This is a genomic window from Methylobacterium sp. Leaf399 (assembly GCF_001424525.1).
Lineage (GTDB): Bacteria > Pseudomonadota > Alphaproteobacteria > Rhizobiales > Beijerinckiaceae > Methylobacterium.
Genome location: NZ_LMQK01000034.1, coordinates 51,033 through 76,202, shown reverse-complemented (window position 1 = coordinate 76,202; position 25,170 = coordinate 51,033). Strand labels below are relative to the sequence as shown.

At 69.6% G+C, this 25,170-nt stretch carries 28 protein-coding genes; 17 read left to right on the top strand and 11 right to left on the bottom strand.

Annotated features, from left to right (window positions below; translation table 11 throughout):
- Nucleotides 1-25: 25 nt before the first annotated feature.
- Together ASG40_RS18820 and ASG40_RS18815 are read right to left on the bottom strand one after the other, a co-directional pair.
- Complete coding sequence (locus tag ASG40_RS18820; RefSeq protein WP_055889209.1) at nt 26-919, bottom strand: NAD(P)-dependent methylenetetrahydromethanopterin dehydrogenase; 894 nt, start codon at nt 917-919, stop codon at nt 26-28.
- 216 nt (nt 920-1,135) lie between these two features.
- Nucleotides 1,136-2,095, bottom strand: a complete 960-nt coding sequence (locus tag ASG40_RS18815; protein WP_055889449.1) for a beta-ribofuranosylaminobenzene 5'-phosphate synthase family protein — start codon at nt 2,093-2,095, stop codon at nt 1,136-1,138.
- 338 nt (nt 2,096-2,433) lie between these two features.
- Between ASG40_RS18815 and ASG40_RS18810 the strand changes: the two genes are divergently transcribed.
- From ASG40_RS18810 to folK, 16 genes are all read left to right on the top strand, one after another.
- Complete coding sequence (locus ASG40_RS18810) at nt 2,434-3,513, top strand: hypothetical protein (protein ID WP_055889206.1); 1,080 nt, start codon at nt 2,434-2,436, stop codon at nt 3,511-3,513.
- Entirely contained in the window at nt 3,507-5,150 is a 1,644-nt protein-coding gene (locus tag ASG40_RS18805; RefSeq protein ID WP_055889203.1) for a formylmethanofuran dehydrogenase subunit A, read from the top strand. The genes ASG40_RS18810 and ASG40_RS18805 overlap by 7 nt, the downstream gene beginning before the upstream one ends.
- Before the next feature lie 79 nt (nt 5,151-5,229).
- Nucleotides 5,230-6,186, top strand: coding sequence for a formylmethanofuran--tetrahydromethanopterin N-formyltransferase (fhcD, locus tag ASG40_RS18800; RefSeq protein ID WP_055889446.1), 957 nt, complete (start codon nt 5,230-5,232; stop codon nt 6,184-6,186).
- Nucleotides 6,183-6,980 carry a formylmethanofuran dehydrogenase subunit C gene (locus ASG40_RS18795; protein ID WP_055889200.1) on the top strand — a complete coding sequence of 266 codons (798 nt, stop codon included), beginning with the start codon at nt 6,183-6,185 and terminating at the stop codon, nt 6,978-6,980. The genes fhcD and ASG40_RS18795 overlap by 4 nt, the downstream gene beginning before the upstream one ends.
- Before the next feature lie 484 nt (nt 6,981-7,464).
- Nucleotides 7,465-7,671, top strand: coding sequence for a hypothetical protein (locus ASG40_RS18790; RefSeq protein WP_055889197.1), 207 nt, complete (start codon nt 7,465-7,467; stop codon nt 7,669-7,671).
- 68 nt (nt 7,672-7,739) lie between these two features.
- Nucleotides 7,740-9,344, top strand: a complete 1,605-nt coding sequence (locus ASG40_RS18785) for a sensor histidine kinase (protein WP_055889194.1) — start codon at nt 7,740-7,742, stop codon at nt 9,342-9,344.
- A complete protein-coding gene (locus tag ASG40_RS18780; protein ID WP_055889190.1) occupies nt 9,341-10,045 on the top strand; it encodes a response regulator transcription factor in 705 nt (234 codons plus the stop codon). The genes ASG40_RS18785 and ASG40_RS18780 overlap by 4 nt, the downstream gene beginning before the upstream one ends.
- Nucleotides 10,046-10,345: 300 nt before the next feature.
- A complete protein-coding gene (gene pqqA, locus ASG40_RS18775; protein WP_055889187.1) occupies nt 10,346-10,435 on the top strand; it encodes a pyrroloquinoline quinone precursor peptide PqqA in 90 nt (29 codons plus the stop codon).
- A 57-nt stretch (nt 10,436-10,492) separates the two neighbouring features.
- Nucleotides 10,493-11,392 (top strand): pyrroloquinoline quinone biosynthesis protein PqqB, encoded by a 900-nt coding sequence (pqqB, locus tag ASG40_RS18770; protein WP_055889177.1) that lies wholly within the window; start codon nt 10,493-10,495, stop codon nt 11,390-11,392.
- 177 nt (nt 11,393-11,569) lie between these two features.
- Nucleotides 11,570-12,646: a pyrroloquinoline-quinone synthase PqqC gene (pqqC, locus tag ASG40_RS18765; RefSeq protein ID WP_055889174.1), complete on the top strand. Its 1,077-nt coding sequence runs from the start codon at nt 11,570-11,572 to the stop codon at nt 12,644-12,646.
- Nucleotides 12,643-13,800, top strand: coding sequence for a pyrroloquinoline quinone biosynthesis protein PqqE (gene pqqE, locus ASG40_RS18760; RefSeq protein WP_055889171.1), 1,158 nt, complete (start codon nt 12,643-12,645; stop codon nt 13,798-13,800). Before pqqC ends, pqqE begins: the two co-directional genes overlap by 4 nt.
- Entirely contained in the window at nt 13,797-14,552 is a 756-nt protein-coding gene (locus tag ASG40_RS18755) for a hypothetical protein (RefSeq protein ID WP_055889167.1), read from the top strand. Before pqqE ends, ASG40_RS18755 begins: the two co-directional genes overlap by 4 nt.
- Nucleotides 14,533-14,904, top strand: coding sequence for a hypothetical protein (locus ASG40_RS18750; protein WP_055889164.1), 372 nt, complete (start codon nt 14,533-14,535; stop codon nt 14,902-14,904). The genes ASG40_RS18755 and ASG40_RS18750 overlap by 20 nt, the downstream gene beginning before the upstream one ends.
- A 206-nt stretch (nt 14,905-15,110) precedes the next feature.
- The gene (gene folP, locus ASG40_RS18745; protein WP_082524150.1) at nt 15,111-15,899 is read left to right on the top strand and encodes a dihydropteroate synthase; all 789 of its coding nucleotides are present in this window, start codon (nt 15,111-15,113) and stop codon (nt 15,897-15,899) included.
- The gene (gene folB, locus ASG40_RS18740) at nt 15,896-16,276 is read left to right on the top strand and encodes a dihydroneopterin aldolase (protein WP_055889158.1); all 381 of its coding nucleotides are present in this window, start codon (nt 15,896-15,898) and stop codon (nt 16,274-16,276) included. Before folP ends, folB begins: the two co-directional genes overlap by 4 nt.
- A complete protein-coding gene (gene folK / locus ASG40_RS18735; RefSeq protein ID WP_055889155.1) occupies nt 16,273-16,749 on the top strand; it encodes a 2-amino-4-hydroxy-6-hydroxymethyldihydropteridine diphosphokinase in 477 nt (158 codons plus the stop codon). The genes folB and folK overlap by 4 nt, the downstream gene beginning before the upstream one ends.
- Before the next feature lie 56 nt (nt 16,750-16,805).
- Here folK and xoxJ read toward each other — a convergent pair whose 3' ends face one another.
- The 6 genes from xoxJ to ASG40_RS18705 form a co-directional block, all read right to left on the bottom strand.
- Nucleotides 16,806-17,651, bottom strand: a complete 846-nt coding sequence (gene xoxJ / locus ASG40_RS18730) for a rare earth element methanol dehydrogenase accessory protein XoxJ (protein WP_055889151.1) — start codon at nt 17,649-17,651, stop codon at nt 16,806-16,808.
- Nucleotides 17,651-18,277, bottom strand: coding sequence for a c-type cytochrome, methanol metabolism-related (locus tag ASG40_RS18725; RefSeq protein ID WP_055889444.1), 627 nt, complete (start codon nt 18,275-18,277; stop codon nt 17,651-17,653). Before ASG40_RS18725 ends, xoxJ begins: the two co-directional genes overlap by 1 nt.
- Nucleotides 18,278-18,399: 122 nt before the next feature.
- A complete protein-coding gene (gene xoxF5 / locus ASG40_RS18720) occupies nt 18,400-20,202 on the bottom strand; it encodes a lanthanide-dependent methanol dehydrogenase XoxF5 (RefSeq protein WP_055889148.1) in 1,803 nt (600 codons plus the stop codon).
- Nucleotides 20,203-20,907: 705 nt separating this feature from the next.
- Nucleotides 20,908-21,681, bottom strand: coding sequence for an ABC transporter ATP-binding protein (locus ASG40_RS18715; protein WP_055889145.1), 774 nt, complete (start codon nt 21,679-21,681; stop codon nt 20,908-20,910).
- Nucleotides 21,662-22,399, bottom strand: coding sequence for an ABC transporter permease (locus ASG40_RS18710; RefSeq protein WP_055889142.1), 738 nt, complete (start codon nt 22,397-22,399; stop codon nt 21,662-21,664). The genes ASG40_RS18715 and ASG40_RS18710 overlap by 20 nt, the downstream gene beginning before the upstream one ends.
- A 79-nt stretch (nt 22,400-22,478) precedes the next feature.
- Entirely contained in the window at nt 22,479-23,495 is a 1,017-nt protein-coding gene (locus ASG40_RS18705) for an ABC transporter substrate-binding protein (RefSeq protein ID WP_055889139.1), read from the bottom strand.
- 285 nt (nt 23,496-23,780) lie between these two features.
- Between ASG40_RS18705 and ASG40_RS18700 the strand changes: the two genes are divergently transcribed.
- The gene (locus tag ASG40_RS18700; RefSeq protein ID WP_055889136.1) at nt 23,781-24,158 is read left to right on the top strand and encodes a 4a-hydroxytetrahydrobiopterin dehydratase; all 378 of its coding nucleotides are present in this window, start codon (nt 23,781-23,783) and stop codon (nt 24,156-24,158) included.
- A 25-nt stretch (nt 24,159-24,183) separates the two neighbouring features.
- Here ASG40_RS18700 and ASG40_RS18695 read toward each other — a convergent pair whose 3' ends face one another.
- The 3 genes from ASG40_RS18695 to ASG40_RS18685 all read right to left on the bottom strand — a co-directional run bounded on the left by ASG40_RS18695 (nt 24,184) and on the right by ASG40_RS18685 (nt 25,160).
- Complete coding sequence (locus ASG40_RS18695) at nt 24,184-24,405, bottom strand: hypothetical protein (RefSeq protein ID WP_055889132.1); 222 nt, start codon at nt 24,403-24,405, stop codon at nt 24,184-24,186.
- 102 nt (nt 24,406-24,507) lie between these two features.
- Complete coding sequence (locus ASG40_RS20870) at nt 24,508-24,861, bottom strand: HepT-like ribonuclease domain-containing protein (RefSeq protein WP_082494594.1); 354 nt, start codon at nt 24,859-24,861, stop codon at nt 24,508-24,510.
- Nucleotides 24,861-25,160: a nucleotidyltransferase family protein gene (locus ASG40_RS18685; protein ID WP_055889126.1), complete on the bottom strand. Its 300-nt coding sequence runs from the start codon at nt 25,158-25,160 to the stop codon at nt 24,861-24,863. The genes ASG40_RS20870 and ASG40_RS18685 overlap by 1 nt, the downstream gene beginning before the upstream one ends.
- Between the last annotated feature and the right edge of the window lie 10 nt (nt 25,161-25,170).

The following is a 25,170-nucleotide window of genomic DNA, read 5'->3' as shown; positions in this document are numbered from 1 at the left end:
ACGAGGATGGTGTCGGCGGACCGGTTCAGCCGGCGACCTCGACGGCCACCGTGTAGGCATCGCGGAAATCGAGGATCAGCGGCTCGGGCGCCTCGAGCATCCGCCGGAGCAGGCGCGACTGGGTCTGGTACTTGACGTTGCCCACCGCCAGCGCGCCGATGCCGATGCCCTTGCCGGTGGGCAGGGCCACGTCGACGGCGTTGACGTCGATGCCCGCGATGCCGGCGGGGGGCACGGCGTTGACGTCCGAGGCCACCAGGAGGCGAGGCGCCGATTCGAGGTCCTCGGCCGAAAGGATCGAGACGCCGGCCGGGCCGGCCGAGAGGATGACGTCGGCGTCCCGGATGGCGGCGCGGCGCGCCTCCGCGTTCGAACCGTCGACGGCGCCGACGTCGATGCCGAAGCGCCACTTCATGGTGAAGGCGATCTTGCTCACCCGCTCCTCGCCGTCGTGGCCGACGATGACGGTCTTGGCGCCTTCGAGCGCGCCGATCACCGCCGCCACGTAGGCGACGACGCCGGCGCCCCCGAAGATCACGATGCGCTTGTCCTTGAGGTCGGTGTCGAACTTCGCCTTCAGCGCGCGGGTCACCTCGGCGACCATGGCCGCACCCGTGGTGAAGGACCCGGCCGGATCGGCGATGATGTGGTTGGCGAAGGGCGGCACCAGGGCCTTCCTGGCCCGGTCCACCATGTCGAGGGCGTCCTCGGCGTTCTTGCCGCCGATGAAGATGCCGGTGCGGATCCCGTCCTGGGGGGAGCGCGAAAAGATCGAATCCTGCACCAGGGAGGTCACGTCGGGCAGCGTCACGTCGGTGTAGGTGGCGATGGTCTCGAAGCCGGCATCGATGGCCATGTTCACGTCGAACGGGCTCATGTGCTTGAGCGGGGTCAGCATGTGCAGGATCGAGCGGGCCATCGTCGGTTTCCTCGGATCTGGCGTGTCGGATCAGGCGTATCGGCGCCGGCGTACGTTCGGTGCGTTGAAGGACGGCGGGCCGACGAGGTCAAGCGCGGCCGGGGCGGCGACCCTGCCACGCCCTCTCTTAAGGTGCCGTGACCGCGCAGACGTCAGGCCGAGGGGATTTCAGGCCGAGGAGACGTCAGGCCGAGGAGACGTCAGGCCGAGGAGACGTCAGGCCGAGGAGACGTCGGCGCCTGTGTTGCGGCCCCGCGCGACGAGGAAGCGCAAAGGTCCTGGCCGCTGCAGGCTCGCCACCAGGGCCCGCGCCTCGGCTTCGGAGGCCACGAGCGCGAAGCCGGTGGGGCCCCACGAGCTCTGGCCGTAACCGGCCACCCCCTGCGCCGCGACGGCGGCGAGCACCTCGGCGACGCGGGGGCTGGCGAACCGCCCGCCCTGGTGGGGTGCGAAGTGGTCGCCGACGAGGCGCTGGATGGTGCTGATGCCGGCCCCGAAGCCCTGCGGCTCCGCGGTGGCGAGCGCGGGCAGGATCTGCATCAGCACGATGCGGCAGATCTCGGCGGCCTCGCCTTCGGGGAACCGCGGCAGGTCGCGGAAAGCCTCGACCTCGCGGCTGCCGTGGACGCCGGTCATCGCTTCGTCGAGGATGAGGACCACCCGCCAGGCGTCCGGATAGGGCAGCCGCGCGATCACGGGGGGTGGGGCGCCACCGGCATCGCGGCCGCCGTCGACGATGAGCCCCCCTTGCGTGAAGGCGGCGAGCCCGACCCCGGAGCGGTTGCCCCGATCGAGGACGTCGGCGAAGTCGGCGGGTGCGAAGGGCCGTCCGTGCAGGGCGGCCAGGGCCGCCGCCACGGCGAGCGCGAGCTGCGTGCCCGAGCCGAACCCGGCATGCGCCGGAATCGCCGACTCGATCCGGATCGCCACGTCGGGGGGCAGGTCGAGGTGCTTGGCCGCCGCCAGGACGTAGCCGCGGACCCGCTCGACCTCCGGTCCGGTGACGATCGTGCCGGGGGCGCGTTCGGCGGTGAGGGCGACCGCCGGCGTGTCGAGGGCGAGCCCGATGCTGCCGAAACGCCGGCCGAGGCCGCCGTGCAGGTCGAGGAACCCGAAATGCAGGCGGGCCGGGGCGCGGACCGCGACGCGGGCCGGCAACGCTTCGGGGGTCTCCATCACTTCGGGGGTCTCCACCACGACGATCCCCTCGATCCTCTTCGACGGCGCGGCCGACGCCGCCGCGCGGGCTTCTCCCACGGCGGCGGGAGGCCTCGCAAGCCGCGTCGCACGAAACCTGGTCGACCACGGACGGTGCCGGAGAAATCGCGCCCCGGGACTTGCTTGCGGCGTTGCGCGAATGCAAACGTCCCCGCCGGGCCCCCTCGGGAGCCCGTACGACGTGACCGGCCGGACCCGAGTAGACGGCATCCGATCGACGGAGACGGCGTCCGATCGAAGCCGGGCACAACGGCCGGCAGCGCGACAGCGGCGCGCGTTTCCCGAAGGTGAGGACCATGGCAGCCTGGGTTAAGGGTGGCGCGACCGACGCCGACGCGGCGATCAAGGCCGCCGCCGATCTGCTGGCCGGCGCCCGGACACCCGTCTTCGCCGGCCTCAACGCCGACGTCGCCGCCCTCCGTGCGGCCTACGGCCTGGCCGGGGTCATCGGCGCCTCCCTCGATTCCGTCGCCGCCCCCGCCCTCTACGCCGAACTCGGCGTCCTCAGCCGGGCCGGCGCCATGCTCACCACCGCCGCCGAGGCGGTCGGGCGCGCCGATGTCGTGCTGGTGATCGGCAGCGCGCCGTGGGACCGTCCCATCGTCGCCGAGATCGCCGCGGCCGCACCCCGGCGCGGCCGCGCCGCCGGCTCCGAACGCACCCTTCTTTCGCTCGGGAGCCCGAGCAACGGCGCCACCCGCCACGTCTCCTACCCCGTCGAGGACGGCGGCCTCGCGGTCTCGATCGCGCACCTGCGGGCCTTCGCCAAGGGCAACCTGTCCGGCGAGGCCGCCTATGCCGACCTCGCCCGTCGCCTCGCCGCCGCCCGGTTCGGGGTGGTGCTCTACGAGCCCGCAGAGGTGGGCGAACTCGGCGTCGAGATGTTGCAGGGCCTCGTCAAGGACCTCAACGAGACCACGCGCTTCTTCGCCCTGCCCATCGCCGACCCCTTCCAGGGTCGCGCCCTGGTGCAGCTTTCGGCCTGGACCACCGGACAGGCCCCGCGCACCGGCTTCGGCCGATCCCTGCCCGAGCACGACCCCTGGCGCTTCGACAGCGAGCGCCAGGTCCGCGCGGGCGAGGCCGATGCCGTCGTGTGGCTCGCCACCCTGCCCGCCCCGCGGCCGGATTGGCTCGGCTCGGTGCCCTCGGTCGCCATCGTCGGCGAGGGCGGCACCGACGCCACCGGCGACGCCGCCGAGGTCGTGATCGCCGTGGGCGTCCCGGGCGAGAGCGCGGGCGGCACGCTCTGGGACGAACGCCGGGGCACGCTGGGCTATCGCGCCGCCGCCGGGCAGCCCGTCGCGCTGACCGCCGCAGCGGTCCTCGACGCGATCCGCGCGCACCTCACTGTGAAGGACCTTGCCGCATGCTGACGCTGATCAGGGGTGGACGGGTCGTCGATCCCACCGCCGGCCGCGACGCCGTCGGCGACGTCTGGATCGAGGACGGCCGCATCGTGGCGCCCTCACAGCGCGCCCCCGACAGCACCGTCGACGCCACCGGCTGCGTCGTGATGGCCGGCGGCGTCGAGGTGCATTCGCACATCGCCGGCGGCAACGTGAACATGTCGCGTCTGCTCCTGCCCGACCTCTATGCCAGCGAGGCGGCGCCCGAGGGCCATCCCTTCGCCCATGCCGGCGGCTCCGCCGCCTGGATCGGCGCCAACTACGCCCGGATGGGTTACACCACGGCGGTGGAGCCGGCGATGCCGCCCGCCAACGCGCTCTCGACCCAGCTCGAACTCGCCGACATCCCGCTCCTCGACCGCGGCGCGCTCGCCGTGTTGGGGAACGACGACCAGCTCCTCGAGCTCCTGCGCCAGCGCGAGGGTGCCAACGCGGTGCGCGACCTCGTGGCCCTCAACGTCGCTACCTCGCGGGCGCTGGGCGTCAAGTGCATCAATGCCGGCGGCGCCTCGGCCTTCAAGGACGGCGTGCTCAAGCTCAGCCTCGACGACGAGATCCCGGTCTACGGCCTCTCGACGCGCAAGATCATGACGGCGCTCCTCGACGCCGTCGAGGAGATCGGGGTGCCCCACCCCCTCCACGTCCATTGCAACAACCTCGGCATCCCCGGCGCCGACGATTCGTTCGTCGCGACGATGGAGGCGGCGGAAGGCCGGCGCATCCACTTCGCCCATGCCCAGTTCTACGCCTATGCCGTCTCCGACCCGTCCGACCCCTCCGTGGGCGGGTTCCGTTCGGCGGCGGCCCGGATCGCGGAGGCGATGGAGAAGCATCCCAACGCCACCTACGACGTCGGCCAGGTCGCCTTCGGCCAGACCGTGACGATCTCGCTGGACATCCTGCGCCAGTTCGCCGGGCGCAAGGGCGCCAACCCGAAGAAGTGGATCCTCACCGCGGGCGATGCCGAGGGCGGCGGCGTGGTGCCGTTCCTCTACAAGCCGCGCGGCGCGGTCAGCTCCCTGCAATGGGCGATCGGCCTCGAGCTGATGCTGCTCTCGGGCGACCCCGAGCGCACCATCCTCACCACCGACCACCCCAACGGCGGCCCCTTCACCGAATACCCGCGCATCATCCACTGGCTGATGGACAAGGAGGCCCGCGACCGCGAGATCGCGAGCCTGCATGCGGTGATCGGCGAGCGCTCCGGCCTCGGCGCCATCGAGCGCGAATATACCCTGTCCGAGATCGCGCAGCTCACCCGCTCCGGGCCGGCCAAGCTGTTGGGGCTCACCGACCGCGGCCACCTGCGCGAGGGCGCCCGCGCCGATGTCGCGGTCTACCGCGACGACCGCGACCGCACCGCCATGTTCGCCCGGGCGAAACTGGTGTTCAAGGACGGCCAGGTCGTCGTCGAGGACGGCGAGGTGGTGTCCTGGCGCTCGGGCCACACCCTCGCACTGTCGGTGGAATCCGATCGTGCGATGGAGAAGCGCACCGACGCCTACCTGGTCGACCGCTTCGGCGCCGGCCTCGACAGTTTCGCCGTGCCCGACGAGGCGTTCTCCACGCCCGACGCCTTCGAGGACGTGGCATGCCTGGCGTGATCGCGAGGGTTCGTTGCGTCCCGCACGGGACCGTCCGGGCCAGTGGGACGACACGTGGCGTCAAGAACCGGTGACCGAGATGTCTGACTTCACCCTCAACGGCATCACCGTCGTCGACACCTTCGCCGAGGCGTTCGACGTCGCCGGGACGGCGCTGATCATCACCAACGACACCGCCAAATGGGCGATGATCGCGGCCGTCACGATGACCGGGTTCGCCACCTCCGTCATCGGCTGCGGCGCCGAGGCCGGGATCGACTGCGAACTGTCGCCGGACGAGACGCCGGACGGGCGCCCCGGCGTGCGCGTGCTGCTGTTCGGCTTCGAGCCCAACGGCCTCAAGGACCAGCTCCTCAAGCGCGTCGGCCAGTGCATCCTCACCTGCCCCGGCACCGCCTGCTATGCCGGCGTCGAGGGGCCCCACAAGATCAAGCTCGGGGGCGCCATCCGCTACTTCGGCGACGGCTTCGCCGTGGCCAAGCGCCTGCCCGACCCCGCCACGGGCAAGGCCCGGCGCTACTGGCGCATCCCGGTGATGGACGGCGAGTTCCTGTGCGAGGACTTCGTGCGCGCGGTGGACGGCGCCGTGGGCGGCGGCAACCTGCTGTTCCTAGGGCGCACCCACGCCGGGACGCTGAAGGTGGCCGAGATCGCCGTGGACGCCGCCCGGGCGGTGTCCGACGTCATCCTGCCCTTCCCCGGCGGCATCGTCCGCTCGGGCTCGAAGGTGGGGGCGCGCACCAAGGGTATGATGGCCTCCACCAATGACGCCTATTGCCCGACGCTCAAGGGCAGGGCCGGCTCGGAGCTGGCGGCCGAGGTCGGCGTGGTGCTGGAGATCGTCATCGACGGCCTGACCTCGCGCTCGGTGGCCGAATCCATGCGCGCGGCCCTGCATGCCTCCACCGAGGCCGGGGCGGCCCACGGCCTCGTGGCGGTGACGGCGGGGAACTACGGCGGCAATCTCGGCCGCCACCATTACCACCTCAAGGATCTCCTCTCGAAGGAGCCGGCGGCCGAGGCGACAGCGTCATGAGCACCCTCACCCTGCGCCAGGAGCCGCCCGAGCGGCTCGACCTCCTCCCCGTCACCCCGCTCTCGCTGTCCGGCCTGTCCGAGGCCGAGGCGGCGCGCCTGCCCGTCGGCACCAGCCGGCGCGGGCTGACGCTGGGCGATTGCTTCTCCCTGTCGCTCGATGGCTCCGACACGCTCACCATCGAGGGCGGATCCGCGCGCCTCGACGGCGTCGGCGGCTCCCTGAGCGGCGGCGTCATCCGGGTCGTCGGCGACGTCGGCCAGCGGCTGGGTGCCGGCATGAGCGGGGGGACGCTCACCGTCACCGGCTCGGCCGGACCCTTCGCCGGAGCGGGCGCCACCGGCGGCACCATCACGATCGAGGGGGATGCCGGCGACCACGCCGGCGGGGCGGTCTATGCCGCCAAGGCCGGCCTCGACGGCGCCACCCTGGTGATCCGGGGCCGGGCCGGCGACCACCTCGGCGACCGCATGCGCCGCGGCCTGCTCCTCGTGGGCCAGGCCGGCGCCTATGCCGGCGCCCGCATGATCGCCGGTACCATCGCCGCGCAGAGCGTCGGCGACCATCCCGGCTACGGCATGCGCCGGGGCACGATCCTCACCGGCGGCCACGGCGCCCTGTCCCCGAGCTTCGTCGCCACCGGCACCCACGACCTGGTGTTCCTGCGCCTCCTGGCCCGCTCCCTGCGCACGATCAGCGCCACCCATGCCGACCTCGCCGCCGGGGCGCTCACGCGCTACTCGGGCGACCTCGCGACCCTGGGCAAGGGGGAATTGTGGGTGGCGGCGGGCTGAAGTCGCGATGGCCTTTGCCATCGTTTGAAACGCGGCTCCCGCCATCGTTCGGTCGGCGAAGCGTCGGCTCCTTCCTCCCTGGTTGAGGAGGATCCCTGCGCCTCTCGTCTCGGGGACGACCAGACCGCTCCGGGGGGCTCGACGGCGGCGATGATCGTCTCGCGGACGCCGTCGAGATTTTCGACGACATTCCTCCAGCCGTCGAGACGGCGTGGGCGCGGGGCCTTCCAGAGCTTGGCTCCCGCGCCCGCCGATGGCCGCGGGAGGTGTGCAGCCGTGTTCGAGCGCGCCACAGGCAGGTCCAGTCGGTCGGAGGTCTTGCACTCACCATGATACTGCAACGTCGCCTCCTGAGGCGACGTGGCGCAGAACTATTCTGCAACGAGGCTTGCCTTGCCAGGTTGCTTCCATGACGTTCGACAACCCGGATCGTGACGCACTCGCGGGGGTCCGGGTCCTTTCCCCGTCAGGCGAGCCCGGACCGATGCTCCTCCTTCTCTCCGTCTGCCTCATCGCGCAGCCCGATCAATGCCGCGAAGATCGCATCAGCATGTCGTTCGAGGCGCGCAGCCCCTTCGTCTGCCTGCGCCACGCCCAGAGCACGCTGGCCACCTGGCAGGCCGAGCATCCCGAATGGCATGTGGCCCGCTGGCGCTGTGCCGTGCGCGGGAGCTTGCCCAAGGACCTCTAGGCGGTTCATCTGCCCCTCGAGCGGCGGTCCGGTCGGGCGTCGCGGGCGGGTATGGACGGTGTGAGACGATGCGGTCCCTGAAAGTCCGGTTCGCGCTTCTCCTCGGCGCGACGGCGGTCCTCGTCGTCCTCGCCGCCCTCGGGGTCCTCGCCGCCATCGGCGCCGCCGAGCGCGCCATCGACCGGACCCTGGCCGCGCAGGGGCGCCTCGAACTGCTGGTCGAGCTCTCCGGACGGATGACGCAGTACGGGCTGGCCGCCCTCGAGGCCGTGAGCAACCCCGACGCCCAGCCGGAGGGGCTGGCCCTGGCCCGCACCGCCGTCGACAAGGCCCTGACCGCGGTGGACGATTCCCTCGGGCGCACCATCGTGGCCAGCAACGATCCCCTCGACCGCACCCTCTACGCCGCCCGCACCCGCCCGATGGCGCAACTGCGCTCGGCGCGGGTGGTGCTCGACCGGCAGGTCACCCAGGTGCTGCGCAAGTCCGAGGACGAACAGCGCAAGGCGGCGATCCGCGGCGCCCTCAACGGGTTCGGCGCCATGACCGGCCAGCCGCTGTCGTTCCTGATCGAGGTCGAGCGCCGCTCGATGATCGCCGGATCGGACGAGGCCCGCGACCTGTCGGGCCGGCTGCGGATCGCCGCCTTCGCGGCGGCCGTCTTCGCCCTCGCGGTGGTGCTGGTGCTCTACCGCGGCGTCACCCGCCCGACCCTGGCGCGGATCGAGGCGATCCGCCGGGCCGCCGGTGCCGTCGGCCGCGGCGAACTCGACACCCGTCTTTCGGTGGCCACCCGCGACGAACTCGGGTTGCTCGTCGCCAACTTCAACCGCATGGCCGCGCGCCTCGCCCGGCGCGAGGGCCGGCTGGCGGCGGACAGGGCCGCCCTCGAGGATACGGTGGCCGCCCGCACCCTGGACCTGCGCGCGGCCAACGAGCGCCTGGAGGCGGTGGACCGCTCGCGGCGCCGGTTCTTCGCCGACGTCAGCCACGAGTTGCGCACGCCGCTCACGGTCATCCTCGGCGAATGCGACATCGCCGCCCGTTCGTCCGGGCGCAACCTCGACCCGACCCCGGTCTTCTCCACCATCCGCAAGCGGGCGTTGCGCCTGCAGCGGCGGGTGGAGGACCTGCTGCGGGTCGCCCGCTCGGAATCCGGCCAGATCGAACTCGACCGCCGGCCCACGGACGCGGCCGCCATCCTCACCGATGCCGTCGACAGCATGGCCTCTGAGGCGGTCCGCCGGCGCGTGGCGCTGCGCCTCGAGACGCACGGGCACGAGGCCCGGGTGCTGGCCGACCGCGAGTGGCTGCGCCAGGTCGTCGAGAGCCTGGTGGACAACGCCATGCGCCACGCGCTCGGCCTGACCCGGGTCGTGGTCGCCCTGGAGGTCGGCGAGGCCGTGGCCACTCTCACGGTGAGCGACGACGGCCCCGGCTTCCCCGAGGCGGCCGAGGGGCTGTTCGAGCGGTTCCAGCGTGGCCCGCGCTCGGTGGAAAGCGGCTTCGGGATCGGTTTGGCCCTGGCGCGCTGGGTGATCGAACGCCATGATGGCGCGATCCGCATCGGGACGGCCGAGGGGGGCGGCGCCCGCGTGGCGCTCGACATCCCCCTCCTGGACGCCGATCCGGGCCACCCGATCGAGCTGACGCAGAAGGAGGGCGTGGCATGACGCGCATACTCATCGTGGAGGATGACGGCGACATCCGCGGCATGCTCGCCCGCGGCCTCGAGGCGGAGGGGTTCTCGGTGGGCGTCGCCGGCCGGGTCGACGACGCCCTGGCCGCCGCCCGCGACGACGCCCCGGAGGCCATCGTCCTCGACATCAACCTGCCGGACGGCTCGGGCCACGACGTCTGCCGCTCCCTGCGCGAGGGCGGCTATCCCGGCCCGATCCTGTTCCTGTCGGCCCGCGACGAGGTCCGCGACCGCGCCGAGGGCTTGGCGCTCGGCGCCGACGACTACATCGTCAAGCCGTTCGTGTTCGACGAGCTCCTGGCCCGCCTGCAGACCCACTTGCTACGGCGCAAGGCGTCGGAGCAGCCGCGCACCGTCATCACCGCCGGCCGGCTGATCCTCGACCTGACCATCCGCCAGGTCGCCTTCTCCGACGCCACCGCCCGGCTCACACCCCGCGAGGCCGAGGTGCTGGCCCTCCTGATGGACAGCGCCAACCAGCCGGTCTCGCGCGGCGACATCTTCGACAAGCTCTGGGCCGGCCAGGGCGGGCTCTCGCTCAACGTGGTCGACGTCTACGTCGGCTACCTGCGCACCAAGCTCTCGGACTTCGTGCGGCTCGGCGGCCCGGTGATCGTCACGGTGCGCGGACGCGGGTTCATGCTCGACCTGAAGGGGCAGGATTTTCGCCATTAGCCCCGCCGCGATCGGGCGACGGTGGTATCCGCGACCGCGGCTGCCGCGGGCGCACGGCGATCCCGCCGCCTGACCATCGCCGGGGGCGCGGCGTCGCGCCGCCCTGTCGCGAGGCTGCAGGATATGAGAACTTTCTAATGGCGCAGCGGGACGATTCGGCAATTTTGCGCTTGAAGAGTCGGCGTAAAACGACGATACAGCTCCCGCGACAGAAATGACTGCGCCGTCAGTATCTTACGATCTTCTTAGTCGTCGATCCGGACACTGACGACCCTTAAGAAACTGTATTGGAGAAACACCATGACCTGGGCTGCCCCCATCGTTTCCGAGATCTGCGTCGGCATGGAAGTCACGAGCTACGAGTCGGCCGAGATCGACACCTTCAACTGAGACCTTGTAACCAAGGTCGTGTGGAACCAGCGGATTGAAGGATAGCATCGGTTCGCCATGCATGTCGTGATCCTCGGTTCCGCCGCGGGCGGCGGCCTTCCCCAGTGGAACTGCCGCTGCCCCATCTGTTCCCTCGCCCGCACGGCGTCGGGGCGGGTCAAGCCCCGCACCCAGTCGAGCATCGCCGTCTCTCCCGATGGAGAACGCTGGCTCCTGGTGAACGCTTCGCCGGACATCCGGCAACAGATCTCCGATACCGCCGTGCTGCATCCGCGTGACGGCCTGCGCCACTCGCCGATCCATGCCGTGCTCCTGACCAACGGTGACGTCGACCATGTCGCCGGCCTCCTCACCCTGCGCGAGGGCCAGCCCTTCACCCTCTACGGCACCGCCGGCATCCTCGATTCGGTGAACGGCAACCGGGTCTTCGACGTGATGGCGGCGGACGTGGTGCGCCGCGAGCCGATCCGTCTCGACCACGCCTTCGAGCCGGTCCCCGGCCTCACCGTCACCCTCTTCGCGGTGCCCGGCAAGGTGCCCCTGTGGCTCGAGGACGAGACCATGGAGATCGGCGCCGAGACCGAGACCACGGTGGGCGCGATGATCGAGTCCGGCCCCAAGCGCCTCGCCTACATCCCTGGCTGCGCTCGCGTCACCGACGACCTCAAGGCGCGGATCGCGGGGGTCGACGCGCTCCTCTTCGACGGCACCGTCCTCCACGACGACGACATGATCCGGGCCGGGGTCGGCACCAAGACCGGCTGGCGCATGGGCCATGTGCCGATGACCGGTCCGGGCGGCTCGATCGAGGCCCTGGCCGACACGGACATCGGTCGGCGCATCTTCGTCCATATCAACAACACCAACCCGGTGCTGGTCGAGGATTCGGTCGAGCGCGACCGCGTCGAGAGCCGGAATTGGACCGTGGCCCATGACGGATTGAGCCTGACGCTCTAGGTCATGTGCGAGGCGCCCGCGTTCCTTCCGCCCAAGGGCGGAGTGACGCGTGCCCGGTGACGGACCTGGAAATTTAGTTCTCCGGTCCTTATAGGATGCGCAATATAATAGCGCGATCGGCACCCTCGACGGTGTCGCCCACGAACCATTCGGAAACGCCTCGAACGGACGAACGCCATGACCGCGCCCTTCCCGACTCCCAAGACCGAAGATGCCCAGCGCCTGCTCGGCCCCGACGAGATCGAGGCGGCCCTGCGCGACATCGGCGCCCGCCGCTACCACAACCTGCATCCGTTCCACCGCCTGCTGCACGACGGCAAGCTGAACAAGGATCAGGTCCGGGCCTGGGCGCTCAACCGCTACTACTACCAGGCGATGATCCCGGTGAAGGACGCCGCCGTTCTCGCCCGCATGGAGGATGCCTCCCTGCGCCGGGTCTGGCGCCAGCGCATCGTCGACCACGACGGCGACGCGCCCGGCGACGGCGGCATCGAGCGCTGGCTCAAGCTGGCGGAAGGGGTGGGCTTCGAACGCGCCTACGTCGAGTCGACGCAGGGCATCCTGTCGGCGACCCGCTTCTCGGTGGACGCCTACGTCCACTTCGTGAAGGAGCGTTCGCTCCTCGAGGCCATCGCCTCGTCGCTCACCGAGATGTTCTCGCCGACCATCATCTCCGAGCGCGTCGCGGGGATGCTCAAGAACTACGACTTCATCACCAAGGACACCCTGGCCTATTTCGACAAGCGCCTCACCCAGGCGCCGCGCGATGCGGAATTCGCCATCGACTACGTCAAGCAGCACGCCACCACGCCGGAGCTGCAGCGCAAGGCCATGGCGGCACTCACCTTCAAGTGCAACGTGCTGTGGACGCAGCTCGACGCCTTGTATTTCGCCTATGTCGCGCCGGGCATGATCCCGCCCGACGCCTGGACCCCCGGCACCGGGCTCGTGCCCGAGGTGACGCAGGCCGCCGGCACCGGGACGATCGGCGCCACCGACGTGCCGCGCCTGCCCCGCGGCGTGCGCCTGCGCCACGACGAGGTTCGCGGCCAGCACGTGCTGCTGGCGCCCGAGCGCACCTTCGACCTCGACGGCAACGCCGTCGCCGTGCTCTCCCTCGTGGACGGCACGCGCACGGTGCGCGACATCGCGGGCGTGCTCGCCGAGACATACGCGGCCGATCGCGCGGTGATCGAGGTCGACGTCCTGGCGATGCTCAACGACCTGGCCACGAAACGGGTGCTCGAGCGATGAACGCCGTCACGCCGACCGGTCCCGTGTTGCCGGCCCCGGTCGGGCTGCTGGCGGAGCTGACGCATCGCTGCCCCCTGCGCTGTCCGTATTGCTCGAACCCGCTCGAACTCGACCGGCGCTCGGGCGAGCTCGACACGGCCACCTGGCAGCGGGTGCTCACCGAGGCGGCGGGGCTCGGCGTGCTGCACGTCCACCTCTCGGGCGGCGAACCCACCGCGCGCAACGACATCGTCGAGATCACCGAGACCTGCGCCAAGCTCGGCCTCTACTCCAACCTGATCACCTCGGGCGTCGGCGGCGCGCTCGCCAAGCTCGACGCGCTCTACGACGTCGGCCTCGACCACGTTCAGCTGTCGGTGCAGGGCGTCGATGCCGCCAATGCCGAGAAGATCGGCGGCCTCAAGAACGCGCAGCCCCAGAAACTCGCCTTCGCCGAGCGGGTGACGCAGCTCGGCCTGCCGCTGACGCTCAACAGCGTGATCCACCGCGGCAATATCCACGAGGTCGAGGGCTTCATCGACCTCGCGGTGAAGCTCGGCGCCAAGCGCCTGGAGGTGGCCCACACCCAGTATTACGGCTGGGCCTACGTCAACCGGCCCGCTCTGATGCCGGACAAGGCCCAGGTCGACCGGTCGATCCGGATCGTCGAGGCGGCGCGCGAGCGGCTCAAGGGCCAGCTCGTCATCGATCTCGTGGTGCCGGACTATTATGCGAAATACCCCAAGGCCTGCGCCGGCGGCTGGGGCCGCAAGCTGATGAACGTCACCCCGGCCGGCAAGGTGCTGCCCTGCCACGCCGCCGAGACCATCAAGCAACTGGAGTTCTGGTACGTCACCGATCATTCGCTCGGCGACATCTGGGCGAACTCCCCGGCCTTCACCGCCTACCGCGGCACCGACTGGATGCAGGAGCCCTGCCGCTCCTGCGACCGGCGCGAGAAGGACTGGGGCGGTTGCCGCTGCCAGGCCCTGGCGCTGGCCGGTGACGCCGCCGCCACCGACCCGGCCTGCTCGCTCTCGCCCCTCCACGCCAAGGTCCGCGAACTCGCCACCGAGGAAGCGGCCGAGACCCCGCCCGACTACGTGTATCGCACCATCGGCAGTAACGCGGACCGCGCGGTCCGTTCGCCGCTGACGGAGGAAGCCCCCCAGTGAAGATTTTCGGACTGGCCGCGCTGATCGCGGTCCTGACATCGTCCGCTCTGGCGCAGACCGCCCCGCCCACCGGGGCCCCGCCCGTGGAGGCGGCCAAGCCGGACTCTGCCAAGCCGGACTCTGCCAAGCCGGATGCCGCCAAAGCGGATGTGCCCAACGCCTCCGACGTGCTGTTCGAACAGCCGCAGATGAAGAACGTCGCCCCCGGCACCACGCTCACCTACGGCTACCTGCGCCGCAGCGGCATCGAGAAGGCCCCGTTCGGCCCTCCCCTCGACGACCGCATCAAGCTGATGGTCGACCCGGGGGCCAACCCCGACACCCGCACCATCCGGGTCGAGATGTTCTCGGGCGCCAACCGCTTCCCGGCCGGCCCCTTCACCGACATGCCCGGCAATCCGGTGATGACGCTGTTCCTGGAGCATCACCTCAAGGATCTCGCCCGCGTCCTGATGGCCAACCCGCGCTACATCAAGAACGCCATCCGCAAGTCCCTGCGCGAGAACGCCACGGTGACGCCGGTCAAGGCGACCTTCAAGGGTCGGACGGTGGATGCCTGGCGCATCGAGACCAGGCCCTTCGTCGAGGACAGGATGAAGGATCGCATGCGCGGGTTCGACAACCTGACCTACGTCTTCGTCACATCCGAGGCCGTTCCCGGCGAGCTGCTCTCCATCGAGGCGCAGTCCAAGAACCCGGAGGGCGGAGAACTCCTCGAGGAGAAGCTGAGCTATGATCAGAACGCTGGTTGAACGCGCCGCGGGCGCCCTCGTCGGTCTCGCCATGCTCGCCGGACCGGCGCTGGCCGTGGACGGCGAGAACGACTACCCCACCGAGGCGCGGGCCGATTACATCTTCGGCTGCATGGCGGCCAACGGCCAGTCGCGCGAGGCGCTGTCGCGCTGCTCGTGCTCGCTGGACGCCCTCGCCTCGATCCTGCCGTACGACAAATACGTGCAGGCGAGCACCGTGCTCTCCATGCGCCAGGGCATCGGCGCGCGCACGGCCCAGTTCAAGACCACCAAGGTGTTCGACGACCAGGTCGCCGACCTTCGGCGCGCCCAGGCCGAGGCCGAGATCCGCTGCTATCGCGGCAGCACCTGAGGGCCGGGCGTCGGTCCGTCCGCGAGCGCGGACCGGGCCCAGCGCCCTCGCGTTTTCGCCTTGCATGAGCGCCGTTTCGCGGGGATGACACGGTGGCGGTCCGGGTCTGCCGGGCATGCCCCCTTCCCGAGTGACGAGACGCCGTGCCGACAGCTCCAACGCCCCTCGCCGCGCTGCTTCCGGACCTCGGGCGCCGCACCCTGGTCATGGGCATCCTCAACGTCACGCCCGATTCCTTCTCCGACGGCGGTCGCTTCCAGGCCCTCGACGCGGCCCGGGACCAGGCCGGGACCCTGGTGACCGAGGGCGCCGCCCTCGTCGACATCGGCGGCGAGTCGACCCGCCCCGGACATGTCCCGGTGACCGCGGAGGAGGAGCAGGCGCGCGTCCTGCCGGTGATCCGCGCCCTCGCCCCGCATCTCGGCGTGCCGATCTCCATCGATACCTACAAGGCCTCCACCGCCCGCCTCGCCCTGGAGGCGGGAGCCACCATCGTCAACGACGTCTGGGGCCTGCAACGCGAGCCCGACATCGCCACCGTGGCCGCCGCCCACGGGGCGCCGGTGATGGTGATGCACAACCGCGAGACCATCGATCCGGGGATCGACATCGTCGCCGACATGCTGGCCTTCTTCGAACGCTCCCTGGCGATCGCCCGGCGTGCCGGCATCCATGACCGCGACATCGTCCTCGATCCGGGCATCGGCTTCGGCAAGAGCTGGGCACAGCATCTCGAGGCCCTGCGGCGCCTCCCCGAGATCCGGGCTCTCGGCTTTCCCGTGCTCGTGGGCGTCTCGCGGAAGTCGCTGCTCGGGCGGCTGCAGGAGGGCGAGACCCGGCCGGCCGACCGGCTGTCGGGATCCATCGCCGCGCATGTCCTCTCGGCCACCCTCGGCGCCGACATCGTGCGCGTCCACGACGTGCGCGCCCATGTCGATGCCCTGCGCGTCGTCGATGCGGTGATGCGTCCTCCGCTGGAGGCGGCATCGGCATGACCGACCACATCCTCGTCGAGCGCATCGCCGTCTTCGCCTATCACGGCCTGCTGGCCGAGGAGGCGCGCATCGGGCAGCGCTTCTACATCTCCCTCGATTGCACCCTCGATCTCGGCCCGGCCGGACGCTCCGACGCAGTCGCCGCCACGGTCAGCTACGCCGATCTCACCGCCGTCGTCGTCCGGATCGCCACGGAGCGGCGCTTCGACCTGATCGAGGCCCTGGCCGAGGCCATCGCCACCGCCCTCCTCGACGGGTTCCCCCTCCTCGACGGCGTGACGGTGCGGGTGGACAAGCCGAGCGCGCCGGTGCCGGCGGTGATCGACGGGGTCTCGGTCGTGATCGCGCGGCAGCGGCGCTCCGCGGTGCCGGCATGACGGCCGCCTATCTCGGCCTCGGCAGCAACATCGGCGACAAGGCGGCGATCCTGGCCGAAGCGGTGGCGCGACTGGCGGTGACGCCCGGCATCCGCATCACGGCGCGGTCGAGCGACTATCGCACGCCGCCCTGGGGCGACACCGAGCAGGACTGGTTCCTGAATGCCGCCGTGGCCGTCGACACGACCCTGAGCCCGCATGCCCTGCTCGAAGCGGGGCTGGCCATCGAGACCGCCCTCGGCCGGGTTCGCGAACGCCGATGGGGGCCACGGGTCATCGACATCGACGTCCTCTTCTACGACGGCGCCGACATCGCCGACGAGCGGCTGGTGCTGCCGCACCGGTTCGTGCGCGAACGCGCCTTCGTCCTCGTCCCCCTGGCCGAAATCGCGCCCGACCTCATGATCGGCCCGGTGACCGTTACGCAGGCCCTGTCAGCGCTCGACGCCACCGGGATCGAACGGATGGCGTGACAGAAAAAAGGCCGGTTCGCGGAACCGGCCTTTCGTCGTCGCCGGCCGGACCGGGATTATTTCGAGGGTTCGAGAAGGGTGTTGCCTTCTTCCGCCAGGAGCGGAACCTCGAACTCCCGCAGCACCGCTTCGATATCGGCCCGGCGCTTGCGCAGGACCGCGTTGAGGCTGCGCTTCCAGTCGTTCTCCTCGAGGCGGACGCCCATGGCGATCCGGAAGCTCAGGGGTGGGCGCTCCGGCTCGTTGAGGAGCGGGACCACGTCCATCCCGACGCCGCTCTGCTTGGCGAGCCAGCCGGCGGCAGGCCCCCACAGGACGGCGGCATCGAGCTTCTTCTCCGCGAGGTCGGCTACGATCTCGGCGGACACCGTCTGGTGCTTGCGGCCGGGATCGAGCTGGTAGGGCGCGTAGGTCCGCATCTTCCCGATCAGCCCGATCTCGCCCATCCGCGAGACCGGCGGCGTTCCGGCGATCACGCCGATGCTCTTGTCCTTGAGCTTGGGGTCGTCGAGGCGCGTGACGCCGTCGTACTCCCCCCGGCGGGTGATCAGCGCATAGGCCGAACGGTAATAGGGGTTGGTGTTCTGAACGCCTTCGGCGCCGGAGGTCGACCCGATGATGAGGTCGCACAGACCGGTACCGAGGGTGTTGCGAACGAACCCCGGTCCCTGCGTCAGCCAGTAGTACCGGACCTTCACCTTGAGCTCGTCGCCGATGATGGCGGCGATCCTGTTCTCAAAACCGTTCTCGCGCCGGTCCGAGAACGGCATGTTGCCCGGATCCCCGCAGACGCGCAGCACGTCCGGCGTCACGAGGTCGGGGAGCGTCTGTGAACGGGCCGGAAGCGCCCCTGCCGTCACCAGCAGGAGCGCGATGGCGTTCCGGAGTGCCGGGCGCATCATCAGCCGCCCAGGCATTCCTTTTCGGCCGCACGGGCAGCCTCGGGCTTCTCTTCCTTGTCGCCCGGACGGATGCGCGGCATCGCACCGGATGCACGGGCCTTCAGGTACACGTAGAGGTCGTCGGCGTAGCACATGACGTTCTTGTTGTCGCCGAACGCCGGCATCACGCTCTGGCCGCCCGCGCTCTCGTTCTTCTTGCCACCCGCGATGATACCGACGAACTCCTCGTAGGACAGGCGCTTGAGCGAGTCCTTCAGGGCCGGCGCATAGGTCGAGCCCATGGCATCGGGGCCGTGGCAGACGTGGCATTCGGCATGGTAGCGGCGGTAGCCCGAGTAGGCGTACCAGTCGAACTTCTTGCCGTCGTTGGAGATGTGGTAGGTCGGGGCGCCGTCCTTGTCGATGTACTTGCCGTCTTCGACCTTGACCGCCTGATACTTGTCGAGAAGCTTCGGGTCCTGCTCACCGGATTTGTCGTTCGGGTCGAGCTGGTTCGCCAGAGCCGCATTGGCGGGCTTCGCATCTTGAGCGTGGACCGACAGTGTCGCGATGGACGCGAGGGCGACAAAGGCCAGGACCGGACGGATTGCTGCTTTGCTCAGGTAGTGCAACGACGTTTCTCCCATCTTGTATATCACATCGGCCAACATGCCGGATGTCACGACCATTCTTGAGGTGATCTAATCATAAAGGTGCCGGCGCGGAAACCCGCGCCGGCACCCTAAGGTTCAACTTGTCGTGCGACCGATTAGTTCGGCAGAGCGAACACGGTGAGCTGACCGCCGAGGTTGGTGTAGTTCGACAGAGCGGCGTAGCCACCCACCGCACCGAGGCCGGCGTTCGGATCGGTCAGACCGGCGGCGAGGCCGATGCCGGCCCATCCACCGACACCCGACAGGATGCCGACGAACTGCTTGCCCTTGTGCTGGTAGGTCATCACGTTACCGATGATGCCCGACGGGGTCTTGAACTTGTAGAGTTCCTTACCCGACTTGGCGTCGACGGCCTTCAGGTAGCCCTCGAGGGTACCGTAGAACACGATGTCACCGGCGGTGGCGAGAGCACCGGACCAGACCGAGAACTGCTCGGCGTTGGACCAGGCGATCTTACCCTTGATGTTGTCCCAGGCGATGAAGTTACCCATGCCGCCATGGCTGCCCGGAGCCGGGTACATGGCGAGCGTGGCACCGACGTAGGGCTGGCCCGGGGTGTAGGTCACCCGGAACGGCTCGTAGTCCATGCAGACGTGGTTGGTGGGGACGTAGAACAGGTTGGTCTTCGGGGAGAACGCAGCAGGCTGCTGGTCCTTGGTGCCGAGAGCGGCGGGGCAGATACCCTTGGAGTTGGTATCTTCACCGTTCTGCTCGGTGGAGTACTTGGCCTGGACGAGCGGACGACCGTAGGTCTTCGAGCCCTTGTCCATGTCGACCTTGGAGGCCCAGTTCACGACCGGATCGAACTTCTCGGCGACGAGGAGCTCGCCGGTGGCGCGATCGAGGGTGTAGCCGAAGCCGTTACGGTCGAAGTGCGTCAGCAGCGGACGGTCCTTACCATCGACCTTCTGGTCGGTGAGGATCATCTCGTTGATGCCGTCGTAATCCCACTCGTCGTGGGGGGTCATCTGGTAGACCCACTTGGTCATGCCGGTGTCGACGTCACGGGCGAAGACGGTCATGGACCACTTGTTGTCGCCGGGACGCTGCTTGGGGTTCCAGGTCGAGGGGTTGCCCGAGCCGTAGTACATGGCGTTCAGCTTGGGGTCGTAGGAGAACCAGCCCCAGGTGCAGCCGCCGCCGGTCTTCCACTGGTCACCTTCCCAGGTGGTGATGGAGGAGTCCTTGCCGACCGGCTTGCCGAGGTGGGTCGTCTTGGCCGGGTCGATGATCAGCTGCTCGTCGGTGCCGACCGAGTAACCGCGCCACACCTTCTTGCCGCTCTTGGCGTCGTAGGCGGTGACGTGGCACTGCACGCCGAACTCGCCGCCGGAGATGCCGACGATGATCTTGTCCTTGACGGGCAGGACGGTGGCGGTGTTGGTCTCACCCTTCTTGGGGTCGCCGTTGACGACGGACCAGTTCACCTTGCCGGACTTGGCGTCGAGCGAGACGACGGTGGTGTCGGCCTGGTGCAGGATGATGGCGCCGTCGGCGTAGGCCAGGCCACGGTTGACCGTGTCACAGCACATCACCGGGATGACGCTCGGGTCCTGCTTGGGCTCGTACTTCCAGAGGATCTTGCCGTCCTGATCGAGATCGAGGGCGTACACGATGTTCGGGAAGGGGGTGTGGACGAACATCACGTTGCCCACGACGAGGGGCGAACCCTCGTGACCGCGCAGCACGCCGGTCGAGAACGTCCAGGCCACCTGCAGGTTCTTGACGTTGCCGGCGTTGATCTGGTCGAGCTTCGAATAGCGGGTGTTGGCGTAGTCGACGGTCTGAAGGACCTGCTCGGCCGGGTTGGCCGTGCGCTTCAGGACGTCTTCGTTGGCGAAAGCCGGGGCCGAAGCCATCAGGCCGGCGCCGAGTGCGAGAAGATGGACCGCTCTCATGCATTCCTCCGACAAGTCTTTACAGCCGTCATCCGCTCGCATGAGCGGCATGTCCGGTGCGACCTGCTGTTTGCGACTGGGACTCGATCGCCTCGGTGGCTTCGCCAAACCCTTCCGGCAACGAACCTTTTCGCTGCCTTCCGTCTTTGCCGGCCGGACCCCGCTATCCCTTTGCGGCGCCCCTCAAAACCAAAGCTTGAATGAACTCTAAGAAAAAAACGGGCGGCGTCAACACGCTTCGCCAAAGCTCAGCGGTGCGGCCGGGACAGTGATGGTTGACGGTTTGTCTCGGCGGGCCCGGTCTTCGCCCCGCAAAATCGAATGGTGCAGCGCAAAAAGAAGACGAGGGGCGATAAAGCGATTTATAGCAACGACCCCTTTGTTCATGCGCTCCTTGCATGTCTCGCCGGTCTCCCTTTGCTCTCCATGCCGTTCGAGGGGCCGAAGGGCCCGTCGCGGTGCGTCTCGACAATCGTTTCGATACCCGCACGGCCGTGGACGGCAATTGGATGCAACATGTTGCATGATGGCGGCAGTCAATGGGTGACGCGATTCAGGGCGCGCGATCGCGTCCGCGGTCTCGATTTCGCACGATCTGATCGTGTGTGCGCCTTCTCGCCGCAGAACCCGCCGACGAAACCGTGATCGCCCCCGGCCGCGCCGGAAGGCTCTGAGGCGGTACTTTTTCGCCTCCCGTGCGCGATCTCAGGCCGCGATGATGCCGGGAAAGCGAGTCGCGAGGTCCCGGCGGGTTTCCTCGGTCCAGCTGCGCGGTCGGTCTGAGCGCGGGCGATCGAGGGGAATCGTCGCCACCAGGCTCGCCGGCCGGCCCGAGAGCAGCAGGAGGCGGTCGGCCATCTCGATCGCCTCGGCGACGTTGTGGGTCACCATCAGCACGCTCACGCCTGCGCGGGTCACGCTCTCCACCACGATCGCCCGCAGCGCGGCGGCCGAGGCGTCGTCGAGGGACACGAAGGGTTCGTCGAGGATCAGGATCCGCGGCGCCAGCGCCAGCGCCCGTGCCAGGGCCACCCGGCGCGCCATGCCCAGCGAGAGGGCGCGCGGGTAGCGGCCGCGCCAGGGAGAGAGGCCGAGGGAGTCGAATAGGGCATCGAGGTCGCGGCCACGCTGCGGGCGCGGCAACGCGAGCCGCACGTTCTGCTCCACCGTGCGCCACGGCATCAGGCGCGGCTCCTGGAACACCATGCCGATGCCGGCCCCGGCCGGATCGGGCACGACGCTGCCCTCGTAATCGAGGTCGAGGCCGAGCAGGATGCGCAGGGTCGTGGTCTTGCCCGCCCCCGACGGTCCGATCAGGCAGGCGATCTCGCCGGCGACGACCGAGAAGGCGAGGTCGCGCACCGCCTCCACCGGCTCCGGGCCGGTGCCGCCGTAGACCTTGCGGCGGATGGCGACCGACAGGACGACCTCGCCCGCCGCCCGAGAGTCCGCACGCACGTCAGCGCCAGCGTCGGACATGGGCCTCGAGCCTCTGCAGGATCAGGATGTCGATGGCGATCATCACGCTCATGAAGACGATGCTGTAGCCGACGATCGCCGCGACGTTCAGGCTCTGCACGAAGTAGAAGTTGATGGCGAAGCCGACGCCGTTGGGCCGGCCCAGCAGCTCGATCACCAGGACGATCTTCCAGGACAGCGACAGCCCCGAGCGTGCCGCGGCCACCACGAACGGCTGGAGTTGCGGCACCAAGACGTGCGCGATCCACGTGCGCCGGTCGAAGCGGTAGGTCCGGGCCATCTCCTCCAGCTGCGGATCGAGGCCGCGGGCACCCTCGCGCAGGATCACCGCCACGTTGGGCAGCTTGTTGAGGACGACGGCCAGCACCGCCGCCCCCTCGTTGAGCCCGACCCAGATGTAGGCCAGCACCGTGATCACCAGGGCGGGGGTGTTGAGCAGGATCAGGAGGGGGGTGTCGAGGACGAGGTTGAGCCGCCTGAATCGCCCCAGCGCGATGCCGAGGATCACCCCCAGTACCATGGCGATGAGGAAGGATACGCCCACCCGCGCCAGGGTCAGGCCGACGTTGCGCCAGAGGTCGCCGGTGGCCGATTCGGATACGATGAACGCCAGGATGGTCAGGGGGGCGGGCAGCAGGCGTGAGTCCGCGAGCATGGCCGCGACCTGCCAGCCGGCCAGCAGCACGAGCACCGAGACGAGGCGGGTGGCAAAGCCCATGAGCTTACCGCCGGGTCCGTGATGGCGGCGTGGCCGCGGTCCGCCGCAGGATCATGTCGGGCATGTCGAGGCGGCCAACTCAGGCGGTGCCGTCGAAATAGAGCCCGGCCGGCAGGGTCTTGCCCGCTCCGACGAGGCGCTCGCCCCCGAGCCTGGCCAGCACGCCGTAGAGGCGTTCGCCGTCCGAGCGCTCGGTGTCGAGGGCACGCTGCGGGATGCCGGCGAGGAAGTCGCGCTTGAGCGCCTCGAAGGTCGGCGCGTCCTCGGCCGACATCAACGGCCTCACGATCTCCCAGGCGGAGGGGTCGGTGGCCAGCAGCGCCTTGGCGGCCTTCGAGGCCCGGGCGAACCCGGCGATCGCCTCGGGCTTGGCCTTCACGGTGCCCGCGTCGAACAGGTAGCCGATCAGGGCGATCGACCCGGTGGCGCCGAAACCGCGCATGATCTCGTCGGCTCCGATCAGCCGGCGAAAGCCCTTGGGCTCGAGGCGGGCGCAATAGGTCCAGTAGAGCAGGCCTGCGTCGAGTTCGCCCTGTTCCAGCTTCAGTGCCAGCAGCGGCGGCGCGCCGAAGGCGACGTTGGCCACCGACTCGAGGTCGATGCCGGCCACGTCGCGGGCCTGCGCCTTGAGGAGCAGCCAGTTCTTGTCGAGGGGGCCGCCGGCGACGCCGAGGCGCTTGCCGGCGAGATCCTTGAGCGAGGCGATCCCGCTCCCGGCCGCCACCATCAGTGAGCCCTCCGTGGTGGAATAGGGCATGAACCGCACCGGACGGCCGTCGTTGCCGAGCCGCGCCGCCCACAGGAGGTCGCCGACGATGGTGTCGACCTGGCCGCCCATGAAGGCGATGCGCGCCGCGTCGTTGCCGGCGAGCTTGACGACGTCGAGGGAAAAGCCGTTGGCCGCGTCGAGGCCGCGCGCCTTGATGACGGCGGCCTCCCAGGAGACGGTGCCGAACGGAAGGCTGCCGACGCTGACCGACCTGGGCGCGGCCACGGCCGGCCGCGCGACGGCGAGCGACCCGGCCAGGGATCCGGCGAGGGATCCGGCGAGGGACCACAGCGACGCCGTCGCCAGCAACTCGCGCCGTGACAGCATGACCGCATCCTTCCCCGGTGATTCTTCGCTCAGGGCCGCACGATCGCCCGACGCGGCTGGACCGGTCGCGCCGTCATGCAGCTTATTGCCGGTCTAGATAGAGTGGCCCCGCCACCGCGTCCACACGGCCCGGGTGTCCCGGTCGCCCTGGCGGCCCGGCCCGAGCGCGACGTCGGCGCGCAGGTGCCGCGATCGAAAGCCTCACGTCGCCGTTCGATCTTGCCCCGAGGCCGCCCCCCGGCGCAGGGTCGTGCCACCCCCTCTCTCGACAGGAGCGACCCGATCATGGCCGGAACCCGCGACGACGTCCTCGACGACGCCACCATCACCCAGCGCCTCGGTGCCGAGCTGCCGCAGTGGACCTACGAGGGCGGCTGGATCAAGCGCACCTACAAGACCGCGAGCTGGAAGGGCACGCTCATGGTCATCAACACGGTCGGGCACCTGGCCGAGGCCGCCTGGCACCACCCGGATCTCACCGCCTCCTACGCCTGGGTCGAGGTGCGCCTCACCAACCATGCCGCCAAGGGCGTCACCGAGAAGGACTTCGCCCTGGCCAGGAAGATCGAGGAGGTGGTGAGCTGGCAGCCCGGCACCGAGGGCGGCGCCCTCGAAGGCACGCCCACCGATCCGCGCTTCGCCTACGTGAAGTACGACCGATAGCTCCACGCCGGAGTCGTCGCGAAGATCAGTCCGCCTGCTTCACCCGCCGGCATTCGGTCTTGAGGTAGGCGGTCTTGCCGATCTCGGCGCTGAGGTCGGTGCGGGCGATGATCTCCTGCCAGCCGTTGGTGCAGCCGAGCTCGTTGGCCACGCGCACCTTGCGCACCTCGCTCGCCTTGTCGTCGGTGCAGGCCTGCTGCGGGATGCCGTTGGCGCAGACGAGGACGACGGCGATGAAGCTGTTCATGGGAATTGTCCTGGGCGCGCGAGGGTGCGATTTGCGACGGTGCACCTTCCATGACCTTACGCTCGGGACGGCGGGCCGGTTTCACGAGGCCCCGCGCGATCGTCAGTCCTCGTCGAGTTCCCGCAGCATCGCGTCGACGACCGGCGCCAGAATGGGGAGATGTTCGGACAGGATGTTCCATAGTACCGGCGCCTCGACCGCGAAGTAATCGTGGCGCAGGATATTCCCGATGCCTTTGATGTCGGCCCAGGCCGGACCGGGATGACGGTCCGTCAGCTCGAGAGGAAGCGCCCTCACCGCTTCCGAAATGATGAGGATCGCGTGTTCCGTGGTGCGTCGCAGGACGTAGGAGGCCGCAAAAGCCTCCGGTGTCAGCCCGCGGGTGGCTTCGGAGAGATCCCGGATCTCGGCTCGAATGTGTTCGAGACGTATCCTTGGGTTTCGGCTTGCTGCCATCAGAAGACGCGGACGGCCTCACGTTCCACCGTCGGTCGGACGGCCGATGCGAGCCCCTGGCGAGTGGAGTAACCGATCGTGACGCCGGGAAAGGCCTCCACCAGACGCCTGTAGGCACCGACGTAGTTTCGCAAGCCGTAGAAGGCGTCCGTTCCAGGATCCACGAAGACGTCGAGGTCCGATCGGGCCTCTGCCTCGTCGCGGGCGACGGAACCGAAGATCGACAGGCTTTCGACCCCGAATGCCCGGATGTCCGGCTCGATCGCCTTCAAGATGGTCACTGCGTCCTGGCGCCTCATGAGCCGATCC

Coding starts and splice junctions, on each gene's coding strand:
- ASG40_RS18815 (WP_055889449.1), bottom strand. CDS start 2,095: ATGGAGACCCCCGAAGCGTTGCCGGCCCGCGTCGCGGTCCGCGCCCCG.
- ASG40_RS18795 (WP_055889200.1), top strand. CDS start 6,183: ATGAGCACCCTCACCCTGCGCCAGGAGCCGCCCGAGCGGCTCGACCTC.
- ASG40_RS18785 (WP_055889194.1), top strand. CDS start 7,740: ATGCGGTCCCTGAAAGTCCGGTTCGCGCTTCTCCTCGGCGCGACGGCG.
- ASG40_RS18810 (WP_055889206.1), top strand. CDS start 2,434: ATGGCAGCCTGGGTTAAGGGTGGCGCGACCGACGCCGACGCGGCGATC.
- ASG40_RS18685 (WP_055889126.1), bottom strand. CDS start 25,160: ATGAGGCGCCAGGACGCAGTGACCATCTTGAAGGCGATCGAGCCGGAC.
- pqqC (WP_055889174.1), top strand. CDS start 11,570: ATGACCGCGCCCTTCCCGACTCCCAAGACCGAAGATGCCCAGCGCCTG.
- ASG40_RS18695 (WP_055889132.1), bottom strand. CDS start 24,405: ATGAACAGCTTCATCGCCGTCGTCCTCGTCTGCGCCAACGGCATCCCG.
- ASG40_RS18820 (WP_055889209.1), bottom strand. CDS start 919: ATGGCCCGCTCGATCCTGCACATGCTGACCCCGCTCAAGCACATGAGC.
- fhcD (WP_055889446.1), top strand. CDS start 5,230: ATGTCTGACTTCACCCTCAACGGCATCACCGTCGTCGACACCTTCGCC.
- pqqB (WP_055889177.1), top strand. CDS start 10,493: ATGCATGTCGTGATCCTCGGTTCCGCCGCGGGCGGCGGCCTTCCCCAG.
- folK (WP_055889155.1), top strand. CDS start 16,273: ATGACGGCCGCCTATCTCGGCCTCGGCAGCAACATCGGCGACAAGGCG.
- ASG40_RS18780 (WP_055889190.1), top strand. CDS start 9,341: ATGACGCGCATACTCATCGTGGAGGATGACGGCGACATCCGCGGCATG.
- pqqA (WP_055889187.1), top strand. CDS start 10,346: ATGACCTGGGCTGCCCCCATCGTTTCCGAGATCTGCGTCGGCATGGAA.
- ASG40_RS20870 (WP_082494594.1), bottom strand. CDS start 24,861: ATGGCAGCAAGCCGAAACCCAAGGATACGTCTCGAACACATTCGAGCC.
- ASG40_RS18750 (WP_055889164.1), top strand. CDS start 14,533: ATGATCAGAACGCTGGTTGAACGCGCCGCGGGCGCCCTCGTCGGTCTC.
- ASG40_RS18725 (WP_055889444.1), bottom strand. CDS start 18,277: ATGGGAGAAACGTCGTTGCACTACCTGAGCAAAGCAGCAATCCGTCCG.
- xoxJ (WP_055889151.1), bottom strand. CDS start 17,651: ATGATGCGCCCGGCACTCCGGAACGCCATCGCGCTCCTGCTGGTGACG.
- xoxF5 (WP_055889148.1), bottom strand. CDS start 20,202: ATGAGAGCGGTCCATCTTCTCGCACTCGGCGCCGGCCTGATGGCTTCG.
- ASG40_RS18715 (WP_055889145.1), bottom strand. CDS start 21,681: ATGTCCGACGCTGGCGCTGACGTGCGTGCGGACTCTCGGGCGGCGGGC.
- folP (WP_082524150.1), top strand. CDS start 15,111: ATGGGCATCCTCAACGTCACGCCCGATTCCTTCTCCGACGGCGGTCGC.
- folB (WP_055889158.1), top strand. CDS start 15,896: ATGACCGACCACATCCTCGTCGAGCGCATCGCCGTCTTCGCCTATCAC.
- ASG40_RS18700 (WP_055889136.1), top strand. CDS start 23,781: ATGGCCGGAACCCGCGACGACGTCCTCGACGACGCCACCATCACCCAG.
- pqqE (WP_055889171.1), top strand. CDS start 12,643: ATGAACGCCGTCACGCCGACCGGTCCCGTGTTGCCGGCCCCGGTCGGG.
- ASG40_RS18790 (WP_055889197.1), top strand. CDS start 7,465: ATGCTCCTCCTTCTCTCCGTCTGCCTCATCGCGCAGCCCGATCAATGC.
- ASG40_RS18705 (WP_055889139.1), bottom strand. CDS start 23,495: ATGCTGTCACGGCGCGAGTTGCTGGCGACGGCGTCGCTGTGGTCCCTC.
- ASG40_RS18805 (WP_055889203.1), top strand. CDS start 3,507: ATGCTGACGCTGATCAGGGGTGGACGGGTCGTCGATCCCACCGCCGGC.
- ASG40_RS18710 (WP_055889142.1), bottom strand. CDS start 22,399: ATGGGCTTTGCCACCCGCCTCGTCTCGGTGCTCGTGCTGCTGGCCGGC.